The sequence below is a fragment of the Bacillus paramycoides genome (assembly GCF_038971285.1).
Classification (GTDB): Bacteria; Bacillota; Bacilli; order Bacillales; family Bacillaceae_G; genus Bacillus_A.
On sequence record NZ_CP152427.1, the window covers coordinates 2,728,380 to 2,745,880 of the forward strand.

At 33.0% G+C, this 17,501-nt stretch carries 21 protein-coding genes; 8 read left to right on the plus strand and 13 right to left on the minus strand.

Annotation, left to right across the window (positions count from 1 at the left end):
- Window positions 1-20: 20 nt before the first annotated feature.
- The 4 genes from AAG068_RS14130 to AAG068_RS14145 form a co-directional block, all read right to left on the minus strand.
- Window positions 21-728 carry a cytoplasmic protein gene (locus AAG068_RS14130; protein WP_342714703.1) on the minus strand — a complete coding sequence of 236 codons (708 nt, stop codon included), beginning with the start codon at window positions 726-728 and terminating at the stop codon, window positions 21-23.
- An 18-nt stretch (window positions 729-746) separates the two neighbouring features.
- Window positions 747-1,457, minus strand: coding sequence for a bactofilin family protein (locus AAG068_RS14135; RefSeq protein ID WP_342714704.1), 711 nt, complete (start codon window positions 1,455-1,457; stop codon window positions 747-749).
- Window positions 1,458-1,470: 13 nt separating this feature from the next.
- Window positions 1,471-2,094, minus strand: a complete 624-nt coding sequence (locus tag AAG068_RS14140) for a YhbD family protein (RefSeq protein WP_342714705.1) — start codon at window positions 2,092-2,094, stop codon at window positions 1,471-1,473.
- Between the two features lie 159 nt (window positions 2,095-2,253).
- Window positions 2,254-3,990 carry an ABC transporter substrate-binding protein gene (locus tag AAG068_RS14145; RefSeq protein ID WP_342714706.1) on the minus strand — a complete coding sequence of 579 codons (1,737 nt, stop codon included), beginning with the start codon at window positions 3,988-3,990 and terminating at the stop codon, window positions 2,254-2,256.
- A 101-nt stretch (window positions 3,991-4,091) separates the two neighbouring features.
- Here AAG068_RS14145 and AAG068_RS14150 point away from each other — a divergent pair, with 101 nt between their 5' ends.
- Entirely contained in the window at window positions 4,092-5,318 is a 1,227-nt protein-coding gene (locus tag AAG068_RS14150) for an MDR family MFS transporter (RefSeq protein ID WP_342714707.1), read from the plus strand.
- Window positions 5,319-5,383: 65 nt separating this feature from the next.
- On the opposite strand, the gene AAG068_RS14155 is transcribed toward AAG068_RS14150, so the two are convergent.
- The 8 genes from AAG068_RS14155 to AAG068_RS14190 all read right to left on the minus strand — a co-directional run bounded on the left by AAG068_RS14155 (window position 5,384) and on the right by AAG068_RS14190 (window position 10,676).
- On the minus strand, window positions 5,384-6,052 hold the full coding sequence (locus AAG068_RS14155; protein WP_342714708.1) for a YjgB family protein: 669 nt from the start codon (window positions 6,050-6,052) through the stop codon (window positions 5,384-5,386).
- 24 nt (window positions 6,053-6,076) lie between these two features.
- Window positions 6,077-6,931: an aminopeptidase gene (locus AAG068_RS14160; protein ID WP_342714709.1), complete on the minus strand. Its 855-nt coding sequence runs from the start codon at window positions 6,929-6,931 to the stop codon at window positions 6,077-6,079.
- 206 nt (window positions 6,932-7,137) lie between these two features.
- The gene (locus tag AAG068_RS14165; RefSeq protein WP_000847587.1) at window positions 7,138-7,533 is read right to left on the minus strand and encodes a hypothetical protein; all 396 of its coding nucleotides are present in this window, start codon (window positions 7,531-7,533) and stop codon (window positions 7,138-7,140) included.
- A gap of 77 nt (window positions 7,534-7,610) precedes the next feature.
- The gene (locus AAG068_RS14170) at window positions 7,611-7,853 is read right to left on the minus strand and encodes a GlsB/YeaQ/YmgE family stress response membrane protein (protein ID WP_342714712.1); all 243 of its coding nucleotides are present in this window, start codon (window positions 7,851-7,853) and stop codon (window positions 7,611-7,613) included.
- 172 nt (window positions 7,854-8,025) lie between these two features.
- Window positions 8,026-8,991, minus strand: coding sequence for a nucleoside hydrolase (locus AAG068_RS14175; RefSeq protein WP_342714713.1), 966 nt, complete (start codon window positions 8,989-8,991; stop codon window positions 8,026-8,028).
- Window positions 8,992-9,068: 77 nt separating this feature from the next.
- The gene (locus AAG068_RS14180) at window positions 9,069-9,257 is read right to left on the minus strand and encodes a DUF3970 family protein (protein WP_342714714.1); all 189 of its coding nucleotides are present in this window, start codon (window positions 9,255-9,257) and stop codon (window positions 9,069-9,071) included.
- 68 nt (window positions 9,258-9,325) lie between these two features.
- Window positions 9,326-10,111, minus strand: coding sequence for a class I SAM-dependent methyltransferase (locus tag AAG068_RS14185; RefSeq protein ID WP_342714715.1), 786 nt, complete (start codon window positions 10,109-10,111; stop codon window positions 9,326-9,328).
- A gap of 196 nt (window positions 10,112-10,307) precedes the next feature.
- Complete coding sequence (locus AAG068_RS14190; protein WP_342714716.1) at window positions 10,308-10,676, minus strand: hypothetical protein; 369 nt, start codon at window positions 10,674-10,676, stop codon at window positions 10,308-10,310.
- Between the two features lie 478 nt (window positions 10,677-11,154).
- Here AAG068_RS14190 and AAG068_RS14195 point away from each other — a divergent pair, with 478 nt between their 5' ends.
- The 7 genes from AAG068_RS14195 to coaW all read left to right on the plus strand — a co-directional run bounded on the left by AAG068_RS14195 (window position 11,155) and on the right by coaW (window position 16,894).
- A complete protein-coding gene (locus tag AAG068_RS14195; protein ID WP_074610053.1) occupies window positions 11,155-11,307 on the plus strand; it encodes a YqbF domain-containing protein in 153 nt (50 codons plus the stop codon).
- 290 nt (window positions 11,308-11,597) lie between these two features.
- Window positions 11,598-12,800 (plus strand): MFS transporter, encoded by a 1,203-nt coding sequence (locus AAG068_RS14200; RefSeq protein ID WP_000269246.1) that lies wholly within the window; start codon window positions 11,598-11,600, stop codon window positions 12,798-12,800.
- Window positions 12,801-12,951: 151 nt separating this feature from the next.
- Complete coding sequence (locus tag AAG068_RS14205) at window positions 12,952-13,251, plus strand: hypothetical protein (RefSeq protein WP_342714717.1); 300 nt, start codon at window positions 12,952-12,954, stop codon at window positions 13,249-13,251.
- 170 nt (window positions 13,252-13,421) lie between these two features.
- Entirely contained in the window at window positions 13,422-13,784 is a 363-nt protein-coding gene (locus AAG068_RS14210; protein ID WP_098076216.1) for a hypothetical protein, read from the plus strand.
- Window positions 13,785-14,316: 532 nt separating this feature from the next.
- Entirely contained in the window at window positions 14,317-15,516 is a 1,200-nt protein-coding gene (locus AAG068_RS14215; protein WP_342714719.1) for an LL-diaminopimelate aminotransferase, read from the plus strand.
- 56 nt (window positions 15,517-15,572) lie between these two features.
- On the plus strand, window positions 15,573-15,971 hold the full coding sequence (locus AAG068_RS14220) for a 3-hydroxyacyl-ACP dehydratase FabZ family protein (protein ID WP_342714721.1): 399 nt from the start codon (window positions 15,573-15,575) through the stop codon (window positions 15,969-15,971).
- A gap of 92 nt (window positions 15,972-16,063) precedes the next feature.
- Entirely contained in the window at window positions 16,064-16,894 is an 831-nt protein-coding gene (gene coaW, locus AAG068_RS14225; protein WP_342714722.1) for a type II pantothenate kinase, read from the plus strand.
- 6 nt (window positions 16,895-16,900) lie between these two features.
- On the opposite strand, the gene AAG068_RS14230 is transcribed toward coaW, so the two are convergent.
- Window positions 16,901-17,410 (minus strand): 2'-5' RNA ligase family protein, encoded by a 510-nt coding sequence (locus AAG068_RS14230; protein WP_342714723.1) that lies wholly within the window; start codon window positions 17,408-17,410, stop codon window positions 16,901-16,903.
- Window positions 17,411-17,501: the final 91 nt, after the last annotated feature.

Consider the following 17,501-nt stretch of genomic DNA (forward strand, 5'->3'; position numbering starts at 1 on the left):
CTTGCTCTCCCTCGTCCTATTTATATTTGTTTATGTTCTTTTACAACTGCATTACCTTTTTGGTTAAAGCTAGTATGATATTCTACAACACTAATTTCACACCCTGGACCAATAGTAACATTGTTTCCTCTTACTTCTTCAGCGATAGTATGCTCTAAATAAATTTCATCTCCTTCAATGATAGACGTTTGGAGGCTTCCAGTGTGACTTGTAAATGGAATAAATCTCGCTTTTTTACGAACAGAAATCTTTTTACCACCGATTTCTCTCACTTTGCTCCCTTCATAACGAAGTGAAATTTCAATATTTTCAGCATTAAGTAATCCATCACTTTCAAGACCACCCGTTAGTGATAATTCCTCTACTTCAATATCTCCTTTCACATTTAAAGCGCCTTTCACATCTACGAAATCACCAGTAAACTTTCCCTTAACTTCTATCATACCTCTTACTTTTGTTTTTTCAATATGTGCATCGTTATGCATTTGTGTGTTTCCATATACTTTTACATATTCCGCAGTTACATTTCCTTGTACTTCACTATCACCATACACGACATAGTTTTTCACTTTCATATTACCGCGTACTTCACTCGTGCCGTACGTTTTAAATTCATTACAGCTCATATCATTAGAAATTGTTCCTTCACCGCGTATCTTCACTTTGTTATAATCCCCGCCTGCTGAACTACCAGAACCATTGACAGTAAGACTATGTGAATGTTCCATATTACTTACTCCCTCCCATTAAACCTGCTTAATTTCCTTTACATTTGCACTTTTATCAACAGTAAGAACACCCGTATATTCAATGAGTTCAATTTCACAATTCGGTCCTACTGTAACATTGCTTCCTCTTACCGTTCTTATGTGAGCATAATCAATTTCGATATTGTCACCTTCTAACAGTTCAGCTTCTAATTGTAAACCAAATACTGATTTAAACAGTCTACTAAAAGTACCGATCCTATGTTTTACTTTAATCGTTTGACCACCAATTTCTTTCGCTCGACATGTACCGTGAATATTTATATTTATTTCATCCGCGCTTAATAATCCACCAATTGTAAACTGTCCATCAGAAGAAAAAGTATCCACTTCACAGTTGCCATCAATCGTCGCTTGACCATTGATTTTAAATTCTTCACCAGTGACATTCCCACCTATCGTACCTTTTCCTGCAATTTTCAAACTGTTTGCCTTCACATCTTTCGTAATAGTTGCTTTTCCATCAATTCGCATCGTTTCAGCATGAACTGTGCCATCGACTTTACCAGATCCGCTAATTCGTGCACTGCTACTTTTCAAATCACCAGTAACTGCACCGTAACCGTTACATTCAAATTTTTCACATTCAACATTTCCATTCACAGTCCCTTTTCCATTTAATTGCACTTTATGAAACTCGCCGCCATTCGATGAACCGTAACCATTTATAATTAAATTTTCTGTACGCATACTTTCTCCCCCACTACAATAGTTTCGTTTTTAATGCTTCGGTATATTTCATAATCGCTTCGCGTAAAACAATTTTGGTGCCTTTTTCAAAAATTAAATCGTCTACGTTTGAAACTAAGAAACAAGTAGAAATCCCTAACTTTCGGACGATAATTAAATCACAAGTTTTATGCTTAATCGCTTCATAATTTTCACATAAAACTTGCAAGACCATTTTTCCTTCTTCTAAACTAACCTCTCCCGATTGCAGTAATTCTTCTAACATATACACATACAGAATATCTGCAAACTGAAACTCTGTTGTTTTATTCGTTTGTTCTATAAAGAATTGTAAAACTGGCTCCGATGCAATCCCTTTACGTAATATGTCTTCCTTTGTTAAAAGGATTTCTCTTACACTCGGTGAAAACATATTTGCTAGTTCATCAAGTGATAAATCCTCTTTCATCGTTTGGATTTTATCAATACGCTCTAATATCTTTTCTTTCGGAAAAAATGTCTCTTGACCCGTGAATGTTGACTTTCGTACAAACCAATCTTCCGGTATTAAATTTTTTCTTTTCCACCTATATAACTGTCCGTATGAAATACCAGTTAGTTCTAATAAATCTTTTTTTGAAATTAAATCTGTACTCAACTGTATAACACTCCTTCCTGATAACAATGTAACATAACACTGTTACGCTGTAAATAGACTTTTATCATAAGTAGCGTAACAATGTATAAAACAACCCTGTTTCACACACAAAAACAGGGTTCTCACGCATCTTATAAAATACGTAAAAACCCTTATATATCAACATGTAAACCATATGTCATAAAAATCAATCCAGCCTTGTGAATTAATCATTATATTTTGTACTTTTTCATGAGAAGTTACTTGTTGTTTGTTACGGTATAAAGGAATAATATGAATATGCCGTAACAAAGTGTTCTCAATACCGCGTAACAATGTAACTCTTTTTTCTTCTTTTTCTTGTTTAAAATACGGGGACAACGTTCTATGAAAGTCCATGCTGCTTTGCCCATGAATAAAACTATTTCTTGTAAGAAACATATATAGCATACTATCTTTTATTCGTTCGCTAATTGTTGCACTATCATGCATCATATCAGCCTTTTGTATCGTACTTATTTCCAATAACTCTTCTATCTCAAGAAAATTAGTGTCTACACGAACCCCGTACTTCGCACACTCTTTTTGTATCCATTGTGCATCTTCAACGTGATCTCGTCCTGTAAATGTATAGAGTTGTAGCACTTCATTATGATACGTACTTCTCTTAATTAAACTTTCTATATCTTCCTCAATTTCTACTATGCTTTCATTTGCTAATATTAGTTTCTTCGCTACTTCTCCACGTTCTCCGCTAAGTTCTTGAACAATTTTATCGCCATGAATAATTTGATGTAGTGCCTTTCGCAATAGCTCATCTTGCATTGGCCCTTCTTTTACAAGATTACACGTTACATATGTCACGTTCGATTCAAGCCGAGAAATTTCTTTATTATGTTTTTCTTTATCTTTATACTGCGCCTTTACTAACACGTCATATGTATTTACAATTTGCTCCACATTCAATAGTTCAATTCGGTCAAGGAAAGCTCTTTCGCGATAATATAAATCATGTGCTTCTAGTACAAATAGATTTGCACTCTTCTCTCGTAATGAAAAAGGCCCTGTACCAATGAAGTTTCCTGCTTCATCTTCATGTACGATAGAACACTGTTCTGCGCTAAGCATATGTAAAAACATCCTATTTTCCGTATGTAATTGAATTTCAACAACATATTCATCCACTGCACGGACACTTTCAACATGTTGTAACATCCATGCGTGTGGGTTGTTTTCAGTTTTCATAAATCGATTCAATGAATGGATAACATCATGTGCAGTAAGTCGTTTTCCATTATGAAGATAAACGCCTTTTCTTAAATAAAATGTCCAAACCTTGTCAGCATTATTATATTCCCAGTGAAAAGCAAGCCTTGGTTCTATAGAATTTGTTTCCTCATTTATATATACGAGTGTATCAAAAATATGTTTAACCATATGACATTCTGATCGCATCGTAGCGTAAACCGGATTTAAAGCGATGTCCAGGTTCATTTGTACTTGTAAACGAAGTACGTCTTTTCTTCCTTCAGGTGTCCGTTCTATTTGATGACCAAATATGGAATCTACCCAAGCTTCATACTCTTTCTTTATTGATGGAAATTGTGAGCTGTAGCGTTCTACAAATGAGATTCCACTTTTTACATCTCCTTTTTTCGTTAATTCTTTTCCTCTTTCTAAAATTAGTGGAATTGGTTGCTTTTGAAATATTAATTTAGAACGATTCCCTCTCCCGCGACCAGGAAACCAAGTGATCCAATGTAACTCTTCTAATTTTTTTATAATTAATTTACTATTACGCTCTGTACAAAATAATGTTTCTGCTATCATTTGTACGGTTACTTCTAATCGTTCTCCTTCTCGTCTCCCTTTACCGTAGACACACCATAGTTCAATATATTGATCTAAAATAAACATCATAATCCCCCTAAAAGGTGAAAAATAACCCCTTTTGTTTCTACCCTTTTTCCATTTCTCCTTTCATCTTATCATTTCAATATAGAAAGGAGGAATTAATATTGAACAATCTTTTACTACGTTATAACAAACCAATTATTATTAGACTGTGCGGCGAATTATTAACCCGAACGACTGAATCTATGTTAGCTCTCATTATGATTATTTACGTTAATAAAATGTTAAACGGTAATATAATAATCACCATGCTCATTTTTGGACTACAACCTCTTTCTGACATCATATTTACACTTATTGCTGGGGGAGTTACTGATAAATATGGGCGAAAAAAAATTATGTTGCTCGGCTTATTGCTACAAGGCGTTGCAATCGGCAGCTTCGTCTGTGCTCAATCTGTTTTTATATTTGCATTGTTATACGTCATAAATGGGATTGGGCGTTCCTTATATATTCCCGCTCAACGTGCACAAATTGCTGATTTAACGAAACAAAAACAACAAGCAGAAATTTTTGCTATTTTGCATACGATGGCTGCAATTGGTTCTGTAATTGGTCCAATAATTGGTGCTATTTTTTATCAAACTCACCCTGAATATTTATTTATAATGCAAAGCATTACACTGATGATATATGCAGTAGTTGTATGGACGCAGCTTCCAGAAACTGCTCCAGTACTTACAACACCAAAGCAAAAATTTGAAGTATCATTTCCAAAACAATTTTTACACAAACATTACGCCGTTTTGGGACTTATGATTTCTACAATCCCTATTAGCTTTTTTTATGCTCAAACTGAGACAAATTATCACATTTTCGCTAAAGATATATTTCCAGATTTCGTATTCATGCTCGCTTTTATTTCAACATGCAAAGCTATTATGGAAATCATTCTGCAAATCTTTCTCGTGAAATGGTCTGAACGATTTTCTATGGCCAAAATTATACTTATTTCTTACACCTGCTTTACGATAGCTGCAATTGGCTATGGATTTTCAGCAACAATCTTGTCACTATTTTTCACATTACTCTTTTTAGTCATTGGAGAAAGTATTGCTTTCAACCATTTACTTCGATTCGTTTCAGAAATCGCTCCTACAGATAAACGCGGATTGTATTTTTCAATTTATGGGTTACATTGGGATATATCTCGAACGTGTGGTCCTGTACTTGGTGCGGTTTTATTAAGTCAACTAGATGGTAGCATGCTATTTTATATTTGTGCTTGTTTTTTAATAGTCGGAGGCATTATGCAAGCACTGTTTATCCAAAATGTAGAACGTAATAAAATAAATAAAAACGTTTCGGAGCATACTACTCATATTTTATAGGATGCTCTCTTTATAAAAAGAAGGATGTCACAAAAGTCTCGAGACTATTGTGACATCCTTTTTTATTACCCTGCCATTTTATTAATACTATCTTCTGGCGAGAATACCGAAATATGATTTACTTTACCAGTCGATTCTGGAATAATGAATTTCAGCTCAAACTGATTGTTTACTTTATATACATATATTTTATCTTCCCCATTTATCTTAACTGAAGTTGGTTTTCCTAATGCTTTCTCTATATCTTGTAATGTAATTGATTTTAGCTCTGCATGATAGGAGCGTACATCAAAAACTTGTGATCCTTTATTAAAACCGAAGGAAACATTTTTATTTGTAAAAGTTGCGTACATTCCATTACCTGCTTGTTCCGTTTTATCCGCTTTTCCCCACGCTTTTTCTATTTCTTCAATATCTCCTGTATGTGCTGCGAACGGAACGTTAGGTACTTTTCCTTCTTTCGCTAGTTCTAACAAATCTTTAACGTGGTTAATTGATTTTTGATTTATTACTGTATCTTTCGTGCTTGAATCTGTCTTTGGTTTTGTTGATCCTTCATTATTTGATTTTGCATCAGGTTCATTCTTTTCTTCAGAAGAATTATTCTGTTCGTTTTTACTATTTTCTGATGTTTGGTTTGTTTCCTTCTTTTCGTCTGTCCCTTTACATGCTGCTAATGAAAATAGGCATGTAAAAGAGAATAATAATATAACTATCTTTACATACACTTTCATACATTTCAGCCCCCTATCATAATCTTATTCATCTTGATAACCAATCCAATCCATTACACTACTTTTCAAATCGTGGTTTTTCCAAAAAGTAAATGCTTCACTCTCTCCTAATGCTTGCACAACATATTCTACATAAGCTGTTCCTAAAAAATAACCAAGTCGGTTGTATCCAAAATATTGTCCGCCAGATAACCGGAACCACTCTTTCTCTTTTTCTAACGTCCATCCTTCTATATAATCTTCCAAAAAACGTTTCTTTATATGTTCTTCATTTTCTATATAGCATTGTAACCAACGTTCACCATCATCGTTATATGAGTAATACACTGATTCATTTAAACCTTTCATAATTTGTTTTGATAAATATGTCGCAACACCCTCGCGATACAAACTAACTGCTGCGTCGGTCCACTTGGCTTTACTCCAATCCATCCCATCATTTTGTAACATAACATTATGATATATATGGCCTATTTCATGAGCAACAATAACACGAAGGTGATTTACATCTGGAGATAATTTTTCTGCTGCAAAAAATAAGTCACCAATGATTTCCCTTTCTACAAATGCATTAGAGCCAAAAGCTCCAACAAATAAATGAAACTTCATATTTACATCAAAGTTATATTTATTATGATATTCATTCGTTATCTCTTGAATAATAATCGGTAATGTTTCTGCAATGATATGAATATCTTCTATTTTTGCGGGATATTGTTTAATGGCAGTAGAAATACGTTCTCTCGTTTTAGGACAATGATACTTAAAGTATTCTTCAAATACCTCAGGATGTGAAATGAAGTATTGATTAAGAATTTCTAATTCTACATCGTCACTTTCCCATAATTTTAAAAAAATTGGAATTGTATTATTTATCATTTTTCCCATCTCCTTATATATCCCTTCTCGTCATATACACTGCAATCCTTCCTTAAACGTAGAAAAAGCAACAAAGGAGGATAAACCTTCTTTGTTGCTTTTTCTGTTTAGTCAAACCACCTATCATCATCAGAAATCCAATTTGTATATTTTGCTTTAGAAAATGAAAAAAGCTGTCCATAAAGGACAGCTTTACATATGTATTTTTACACTTCGATTGACTTACCATCTTCAACAATATGATAAAGTAAGTGAGCTAAATGATGAATCGGGCCATACTCTTCCTCTTCTTCATCTGTTTCACCTTGGAACTCAAGATCATTTAAGTACAGTGCTAAAAATTGATAGTATAGTTTTAAATCAAATCCGTAGCACGCAGTTGGCTCTTCATGATCGCCTTCGTATTGTAACATTAAGTATTGATCGTTTCCTTCTGCATCTTCTGCGTCAAAGAATACGAAGAATCCAACGTTTGTATCTAAATCAAATAGATGACGAGTGCCTTTTTCTGTTGCTTTGTTGAAGTCCTCTTCACTTAATTTATGTACTGTTGTCGCTTTAGCATTATCTTCTTGATGGAAATTTACTGTAAATGTTTTCAATGCTGACACCTCCTGATTGTATAATACTAGCATAACATATAAAAAGGACTGCTTACAAATGTAAACAGTCCTTACACTCATTTTCGCAGTGCTCGTAATAAGAAGCTTACGATGAAAATTAAAATGATCGCACCGATTAAAGCTGGAATAATTGCATATCCGCCAATGACTGGACCAAAACTACCAAGTAATTTCGAACCAACCCAAGAACCGATAATACCAGCAATAATATTACCAATTACACCACCAGGTACGTCCTTTCCAGTAATTAAGCTCGCAAGCCATCCTAATATACCACCGACGATTAAAGACCAAATCATATAATAACCTCCTTTATATTTTACCAATCAAAATATAATTAGAAACAATTGCTTACCATTAGTTATGTTACATTTTTCAGTAGTTATTCATACAGATCAACTATTAGATTATTTCAAAATAATGAACGGCCAGTTTTTCGACTCGAGGTTGATGTTATTCATAATACACATATTAAGGACAGTCAGGCTTTAATATTGTCCGCATAAACTCTTCTTTAAATGCAGGATAGTTAAAACCAACTGCAATTTTTTGAATAGGCCTATTATCAAATGTTGTTGGCTCAGCTATTTTTCTAAAGTCTGCCACACTTTGTCCTCTAGTTACGTCATTTGTCGTACTGATCCAAACTGCTGACTTTTTATATTCAAAAATATCATCATTAATAAAGGAAATGAACGGAAGTAAATCATGAATCGGACTTCCAGCAATACCCGGGTATTCTTTTTTATAAAAGTTCTCATAATAAAAATCGATCATCGGTTTAATAAGTTTTGCCTGTCCTGTTCCTTCTTTATTAATAATATCCACCATTTCAGGAGTAATGAGGGCTTCTTGCGTTACATTTAACGGAAAAATAGTCGCATTCTTTGCATATTTCATTACAATATTTGCGGCAATCGGATCTCCATAAAAATTTGCTTCTGATACAGGAGTAACGTTACCAGGAAATAAAAATGCACCACCCATAATATAATAAGAACATATCTTATCCATTACATTTGGATATAATAAAAATAACGTCGCCAAAGTTGTTAAACGTCCTGTCGCTACGATAATAATATCTTCTGGACAAGGTTCAATTAATTTAATTAATTCACAAAAGTTTTCCCGTTTACAAATCCTCATATTAGGTGGAATAATTGGGCCTAGGCCGTACTCCCCATGGATTTCAGGAAAGAACAAAGGTTCTTCAGCAGTCATCGGCCTCGCTGCACCCTCAATGATTTTTACTTCTGTAGCATAGTATCTTTCTAAAAAATACACATTTTCCGTTACGATTTCTCGCGATACATTTCCATATTCAGCAACAATACCTATAATATCTAATTTACATGTTTTATTTGCATATATTAAAGCCACCGCATCGTCAATACCAAAGTCTCCAAAAAAGATGATTTTCTTATTAACTACCCTCACCCCTCTTCAGCATGATCTACTATTATTATTATGTAAAAAAGACAAGGCTGTGAAACAGTGCAAACTAAAAAAGCCGCCTATTTATTGGCGACTTGGATCTTTTTATATGATAAATATGCTAATACATTCTTACTTGAATCGTATTTTGGATTATTCCCTTTTCTCGGTTCTCTCATATGTGTTTTTTCAAATCCAGGAATGTCCGGCATTTTCTCCATAAATTCAAGCATTTCTTCTTCAGTTCCTTCAATACGTACGCGAATCATTATTACTTTCCTCAATTCTCATTTTCTCTGTACTAAGTATAACGTACTTTGAAAAGACTGCAAGAAATTTATCTTTTTAATGTCGGGCTTTTTTTACATACAAACAGGGCCATTTCAGTATAAAACGAGTTTATTTTATTATTTTCAATTTGAATATGAAAGAATTCTTGCATTTCAACTGGTGTTTTCATCATACATTCTGTTAACTTCATACGTTTCTGCAACGATACATCCATCATATCGCACCACCAGTCAAATTCAAACTTCTTGTCAAAAGTAAGACACGACTGCATTTGCAAACTGTTTCTTTCTAACAAGGTAATCCATTCTGTTTTTTTCAACGCTCGTTCATGACTCGGATCCCGCTTTTTTTCTATAAAATTATAAAATGTATCAAATTCATTATTTTCCGGTGAAACATTATCTATTAAAATAAATAATCCATTATCTTCTAACGTACGATTTACTTCATAAATAAACTGAGCTGGATCCGTAAAATGATGTGCTGCAATTCGGCATGTTATCGTATCAAATGAACGATCAGCAAACGGTAAACTTTCTGCGTTTCCAGCAACAAAAGATACATTTTCATGTCCATTGCTTATAATAAACTTTTTCGCATTCTCTAACATTTTTTCTGTTAAGCCTAAGACAACTACTTCTTGAAACAATGGAGCTAATGCATTCGCAACATGTCCTCCGCCAGTAGCAATATCAAGAAGACGATTATTGTGACGAGACTCAACTTGTTGAACTACATATTGTAAATCAGGTCCTTTAGCATGAATTTTACTTTTCACATACTTTTCCGCATTATTACCAAACTGTTGTTTCACAAGTTCTTCTTTACTCATTTTATCATCTTCTTTCTATTGTTATTTACATATAGGATTCATGTAATAATTAAAGTTCTCTTTATGTATTTTCAAATCCTCTTTTCGACTCATTTCTTACTATGCTTTCGTATCATCAACCTAATATAGATTTTACGTTTTATTATGAAACAAAAAAGGCTACGGGAACTTGTCCCCTAACCTAACTAAATATCTATTACATTTTTACTTTTTCATATACATCTATATAATATAAATCCTCTTTTAACTTCATAATAACGTCTACTTCGTTATAAGTAGCCTCACGAGCATGTAAACCAAATTGATCCATGCCAATCCATATCCATCCAGGTGTATGATATAGAACATCTATGTTAAAATAATCTAATTTAGTAAGCTCCGATTTAATAAATTTATCTTTATTAGCGATTTGTTTATCTATTAAACCATATTCTTTTCCATTTTCCAATAGCGATATAATTTTCCCTACAATCGGATGTTCACGAACAATAAAGTGATATTCCTTTTCCTCCACATTCGCCACAATTAAACGAAAATCAGATAAATCAGATCTTAAATTCGACATCTTTATTTATTCACCTCCTTTATGAGTTTCACAAATATAACAACAAATGAATATTCAAATAATATTAATATAATGTAAAAAATATAAAAGCTGACTTCCCTTTAGAAATCAGCCTTTATATTTTGAACATCTGTATACTTTTACAAACTATTATAATGTTTCTTTTTCCTCATCCTTTCCGGAAACTAAATTCCCAATAGCATCTGCTGTTACTTCCACCACAAATTCACAAATACCTGCTACTACTTCTCCAATCACATCATCCATCTTTTTCCCCCCTTATTTTATATAGCTTATTTGTAGTATAAAAAAGATTGGTTATTTTTAACTATCGGCAAACGTGACAACAACATTACATTTTTGTAAGCTTTTTCAATTTATGTAGCTTCTATCCTTTGAAACTCTAAGTATGATTCACAAGCATATAGACCATCATAATATTAAGTAAGTTCTAATTATGCTAAAGGAGGCGTGTAAAATTTACTACGTAAAATTAATTAAAGGTCAATCATTCTATGCTTTTGATCATCGTTTCTTAATGTATGAAGAAGAAGAAGTTTCCGAGAAAGTTTATAATTACTTACGTCGTAATGAATTTTTCGAAGTACGTAAAGAAGAATATTCTGCTTAAAGTATAAAAAGCATCAAGAAAAATATCATTTACTTGGGATATTTTCTTGATGCTTTTATTTTGTTTATCCTCACTTTCAATGAATATTTAATCATAAGTTTTTTACATTTTGACTTACTTGTTTTATCTATTAACACATCAAATTTTTTACAAATCAAAAAAATTGAAATCCACTCATGAAACACGTAATATAGACTCTGACTCTAAAAAAGTTCGTTACTAATAATACATAAAATAAGGAGGTTTTATATACGAGTTTTTCATTTTAAAAGACGGAGAGGTTTTATATTATGTGGCGTAATAAAAATGTTTGGATTGTTTTAATTGGGGAGTTTATTGCTGGTTTAGGGTTATGGCTTGGTATTCTTGGCAACCTTGAATTTATGCAAAAATATGTACCTTCGGATTTCATGAAATCCGTTATATTATTTATCGGTCTATTAGCAGGTGTTCTAGTCGGTCCTATGGCTGGTCGCATCATTGATCAGTATGAAAAGAAAAAAGTTCTTCTTTATGCTGGGTTCGGTCGCGTAATTAGTGTTATTTTCATGTTTTTCGCTATCCAATTTGAAAGCATCGCCTTTATGATTGCATTTATGGTTGCCCTTCAAATTTCAGCAGCATTTTACTTCCCTGCATTACAATCTGTAATCCCACTCATCGTACGTGAGCACGAGTTATTACAGATGAACGGTGTACATATGAATGTAGGTACAATCGCTCGTATTGCAGGTACTTCACTAGGTGGAATTCTTTTAGTTGTAATGAGTTTACAGTATATGTACGCCTTCTCAATGGCAGCGTACGCTTTATTATTCCTCTCAACTTTCTTCCTACAATTCGAAGATAAGAAATCAACAACACCAAGTAAACAAGCTGCAAAAGATAATAGCTTTATGGAAGTATTTCGTATATTAAAAGGAATTCCTATTGCTTTTACAGCACTTATATTAAGTATTATCCCTCTATTATTTATAGCTGGATTTAATTTAATGGTAATCAACATAAGTGAAATGCAACATGATCCAACGATTAAAGGATTTATATATACCATTGAAGGTATCGCATTTATGTTAGGTGCTTTCGTTATTAAACGTTTATCTGACCATTTCAAACCTGAAAAGTTACTATATTTCTTCGCTGTTTGTACCGCTTTTGCACACCTATCATTGTTCTTTAGCGATATAAAATGGATGTCTCTTACATCATTTGGTTTGTTTGGTTTTAGTGTCGGTTGCTTCTTCCCTATTATGTCGACAATTTTCCAAACGAAAGTGGAAAAAAGCTATCATGGCCGCCTCTTCTCATTCCGTAATATGTTTGAGAGAGTTATGTTCCAAATCGTTTTACTTGGCACAGGTTTCTTCTTAGATACGATTGGACTGCAATATATGGTACTCATTTTCGGTGTTATTTCATTATTAATTATTTTCATATCGCTATCTAAGCAGAAACAATATGAAAAACAACCTTCACAATCTGCGAATTTATAACATAATTAAAGAAGCATGGATTATTAGATTAATTCATGCTTCTTTATTATATAAAACCTTTTTTCTTACGCTTATTGAAATTATTTAAAGGAGTACCCTCTTTTGTATTCGAATATAGTATATTAACAAGATATATACTGGAGGTGCGAAAATGTCTGATGGTATGCAGTTATTTATTATCTTTATTTTTGTATTAGCTCTGTTTAGCATAATAAACTTTTTAGCAATTTCCTTATCTGGACATAACTTTAAAAGAAGAATTATCGCAGGTTTCATATTTTTACTAATAACTCCTATTGTTTTTTTTGCTACCGTAGCATTCGCTTCTATATTCGATAAAGCTGCATTTGGCGTAGGCGGGATAGCCTTCATTGTTGCAATTATATACATTTTAAATGGAATTGTGATCCTACTTTCCTCTTTATTTTTCCTCAAAAGAGACATAACATAGGCCACAGTACTCGGCATGAATCTGACTTTATACTAGATTCATGTTTCTTCAATTCCCGCTAAATTTTTATATGAAATTAAATAATTCTTTATAAAAATTTAAACTTTATTTATTACAATATTCGTATCGTATTCGCACGTTTATTGAAAATGAAAAGAAAGGAGTACAAAATGAAAAAGGTTTTATTAATTATTCCAATATTCATCGTTCTACTGAGTGGCTGTAGCAATAATGATATATACGGTTCTTGGGAAGTCGTTGATAACAAAAATGGACTTTGCCCTGCATCTTATAAATTTGAAACAGTTGTAAAAGAAGAAAAGAAAGAAAAAATTGTTCAAAACTTAGTAGAAATGCAAACAACGAAGAAAAAAGAAGATTTATACAAAGGTTCCTTTGTAAAGAATTCTAATGTATATCACATTGATTATGGTAACTCATTTACATCAGATCAAACTTTAGAAGTTGTCGATGGCAAATTAAACGTATACTTTTATGCAGTTGAAAAATTATGTACATATAAAAAGAAATGATTACACTTCATTTAAAACGCAGAAAATATTTTCTGCGTTATTTTTATTTTACAAAGCTAACTCAAAATATTTCCCCTTTTAAATCTTTAAATTCAAATGTATTATTATATAATAACAATATTTTAATGTGAGGTGCTTTTTTTGAGAAGTTTAAGTTCATTAATTGTATCAACAATCTGTTCCATTATCCTAATCCTATGGAGTGCATTTTTATTTTACGAAAAATTCACGACAGGAAATTCATACTATTGGCTCATTGGTATATTAGGCCTCGTTTTCGTGTTCTTTTTTATCCAAAATATGCGGGATATACTTAATAAAAACTATAAAACATCCTAAACCATCTAGAAAGATATAATAGACAGTCCAGTTAAACGATCCTTATTTACAGCCCCCCTTTCAAAAAAGACTAATCCCTCCTCTAAATTTGTCAATCATTTTAATTTTCATAAAAAAATGATAAAATATAACCATGTGTTTTCAGAATAATTAAAAACGCAGATAGAAAACACTGTTTTTAGGAGGGGTTTTGATGACTTACACGTTAGCAACTAGAATGAAAGCATTCCAATCTTCTATATTTAGTGAATTAGGGGCTTATAAAAAAGAAAAAATTGCAGCAGGTCACAAAATGATTGATTTAAGTATCGGGAATCCTGATATGCCACCTGCTGACTTCGTAAGAGAAGAAATGGTACATACAGCAAATGAAAAAGAAAGCTACGGATACACATTAAGCGGTATTCAAGAATTTCACGAAGCTGTAACTGAATATTACAACAACACTCATGACGTTAAATTAAATGCCCATAAAGAAGTTTTATTATTAATGGGTTCACAAGATGGACTCATTCATTTACCTATGGTTTATGCAAATCCGGGAGATATTATATTAGTTCCTGATCCAGGATATACAGCTTATGAAACTGGAATTCAAATGGCTGGTGCAACATCGTATTACATGCCTTTAAAGAAAGAAAATCAATTCTTACCTAACTTAGCAGCTATCCCCGAAGATATCGCTAATCAAGCGAAGATGATGATTTTAAACTTCCCAGGAAATCCAGTTCCAGCAATGGCTCATGAAGATTTCTTTAAAGAGGTAATCGCATTCGCGAAAAAGCATAATATTATTGTTGTCCATGATTTTGCATATGCTGAATTTTATTTTGATGGCAATAAACCAATTAGCTTCCTCTCTGTACCTGGTGCTAAAGAAGTTGGCGTAGAAATCAACTCTTTGTCAAAAAGTTATAGTTTAGCAGGTAGCCGTATTGGTTATATGATTGGTAATGAAGAAATTGTCGGCGCGCTTACTCAATTTAAATCAAATACAGATTACGGAGTGTTTTTACCAATTCAAAAAGCAGCATCAGCTGCACTAAGAAATGGCGCTTCGTTTTGTGAGGAAAATCGCGGTATTTATCAAGAACGTAGAGACACTTTAGTTGATGGATTCCGCACATTTGGCTGGAATATCGATAAGCCAGCTGGTAGTATGTTCGTCTGGGCCGAAATTCCGAAAGGCTGGACTTCTATAGATTTCGCTTATGCGTTAATGGATCGTGCGAATGTCGTTGTTACACCAGGTCATGCATTTGGACCTCATGGAGAAGGCTTTGTACGTATTGCACTCGTTCAAGATAAAGAAGTGTTACAACAAGTTGTTGAGAACATTAGAAATAGTGGGATTTTTTCTCTTGAAAAAGTAAATGAATTAGTTAAAAATTAATGGTAACTCCCCTGCTTAACTGTAGCAGGGGTATTGTTCATTGGAGGTACTTTCATATGCATATTAAAGACACACTCCCCCATCGTTTTCCATTTTTAATGATTGATAAAGTAACAAATGTAAAACATGGTGAGTCCGTTACGGGATATAAACTCATTTCAAATAACGAGTGGTTTATAAATGATAATCAAAAACATATGCCTCATATGTTAATTGTAGAGGCACTTGCTCAACTTAGTGCATTTGTACATACAAGTAACTCTGAAGGTTTAGGCTTCCTCTCCTCATTAGATGGGGTTGAATTCCACGGAAAAGCATATCCCGGTGATAAACTAGATTTACATTATGAGCTAACTCGTAATCGTCGAGGTTTTATTCTCGGTACAGGTACTGCAACTGTAAACGATCAGCCGATTGTAACTATAGAAAAGCTATTAATATACCAAGCAGAATAGAGACGATGTAATCCTACAGGGGATCTATCTCCTACAAATTCTTTTTACTAACATGAACAGAGTAAATAAATAACTTGGTTAGGGGCAGGAAAATGGAAAGTACTATCGGTATCGATGCTGGTGGAACATTAATAAAAATTGCTTATTTGAACGAACGAAAACAATTAGCTTTTCAAAAATTTTATTCAAATGAACAAGATAAAATAATAAATTGGCTTAAGAAAAACACTCGTATAAAACAAATATGTATTACAGGTGGCAAAGCAAAACAATTACAGCAACTACTTTCAAGCTCATATAAAATAGTAGAAATAAACGAATTTGAAGCTACTCTTGTAGGTGTCCGATACATATTAAAAAAAGAAAAATATAATATAAACAACTTTATTTTAACGAATATCGGTACAGGTACTTCCATTCATTATGTTTATAATGACAAATATGTTCGCGCTGGTGGAACCGGTGTTGGTGGTGGTACTATTATGGGGCTTTCAAAATTATTAACAAATATAGATCATTTTGAAGATGTGATTCCTTTAACAAAATTAGGTTCTAGAAAAAATCTAGATATTACGGTTGGAGATATTTACGGTGGCATTCTCTCACCTATTGATAATAGCTTAACTGCTAGCAATTTTGGTAAAGCCGCTATTTCAGAATCAAAATATAATAGCTCAGACATACTTGCTAATGTACAAGGACTTGTCGGTGAAGTCGTTACTGCATTAAGCCTTCAATTCGCCGAAACAAAAAACATTGACCATATTATTTATATCGGTTCCACTCTATGTAATAACGTACACCTTCAAAATATTATTCGTAGCTACACAAAATATCAAAATAAAACACCTATTTTTTTACAAGATGGTGGTAATAGCGGTGCGATTGGTGCTTTACTTCATGCTACGAATAAAAAAAGCTGACTTTTGTCAGCTTTTTTGCAACGGTACTTCAAATTCAATAACCGATTCCCCGTTCTCTCCCATTCGCTCTATACTAATTCTATCAATTACACATTGTAACTTTTCAGGGAAACTATAAATATCCTTAGCTGCTTCAGTAGCTAACTCAGCACTTTCTTTTCTCCCGACTGTTACATGCGGTATATAAGGAATATCTTCTTTCAAAAATTGCAATAAAACTCCTGTATACAGCAAGTCATGTAGTTCTTCTATTTGTTTTTGTCCCTTTTCAACTCGTAAAAATAAATATTCCCCTTCACCTGTAATTTGATTCGCAAATTCAATTTCTATCTCTTGTATCCCTTTTGATAATTTTAAAATATGTAATTTCAACTCATCGTTTGAAATGGAGCTTTCAAATGGGAATATAACTGTAATATGCGGTGGGATTAAACCGAATAAAGGATCATGTTTTTTCCTAATGTCCTCTATTTCATTAATAGACATGCCGTTTAGAAAAAGTAAAATTGTACGCATTTTTATATCCCCTACTTTCTCTTTTTATATTCATCATATTGTATGGTAGCTTGCACTTCAACAAGTGATTTCAATTACATATAAAAAGAAA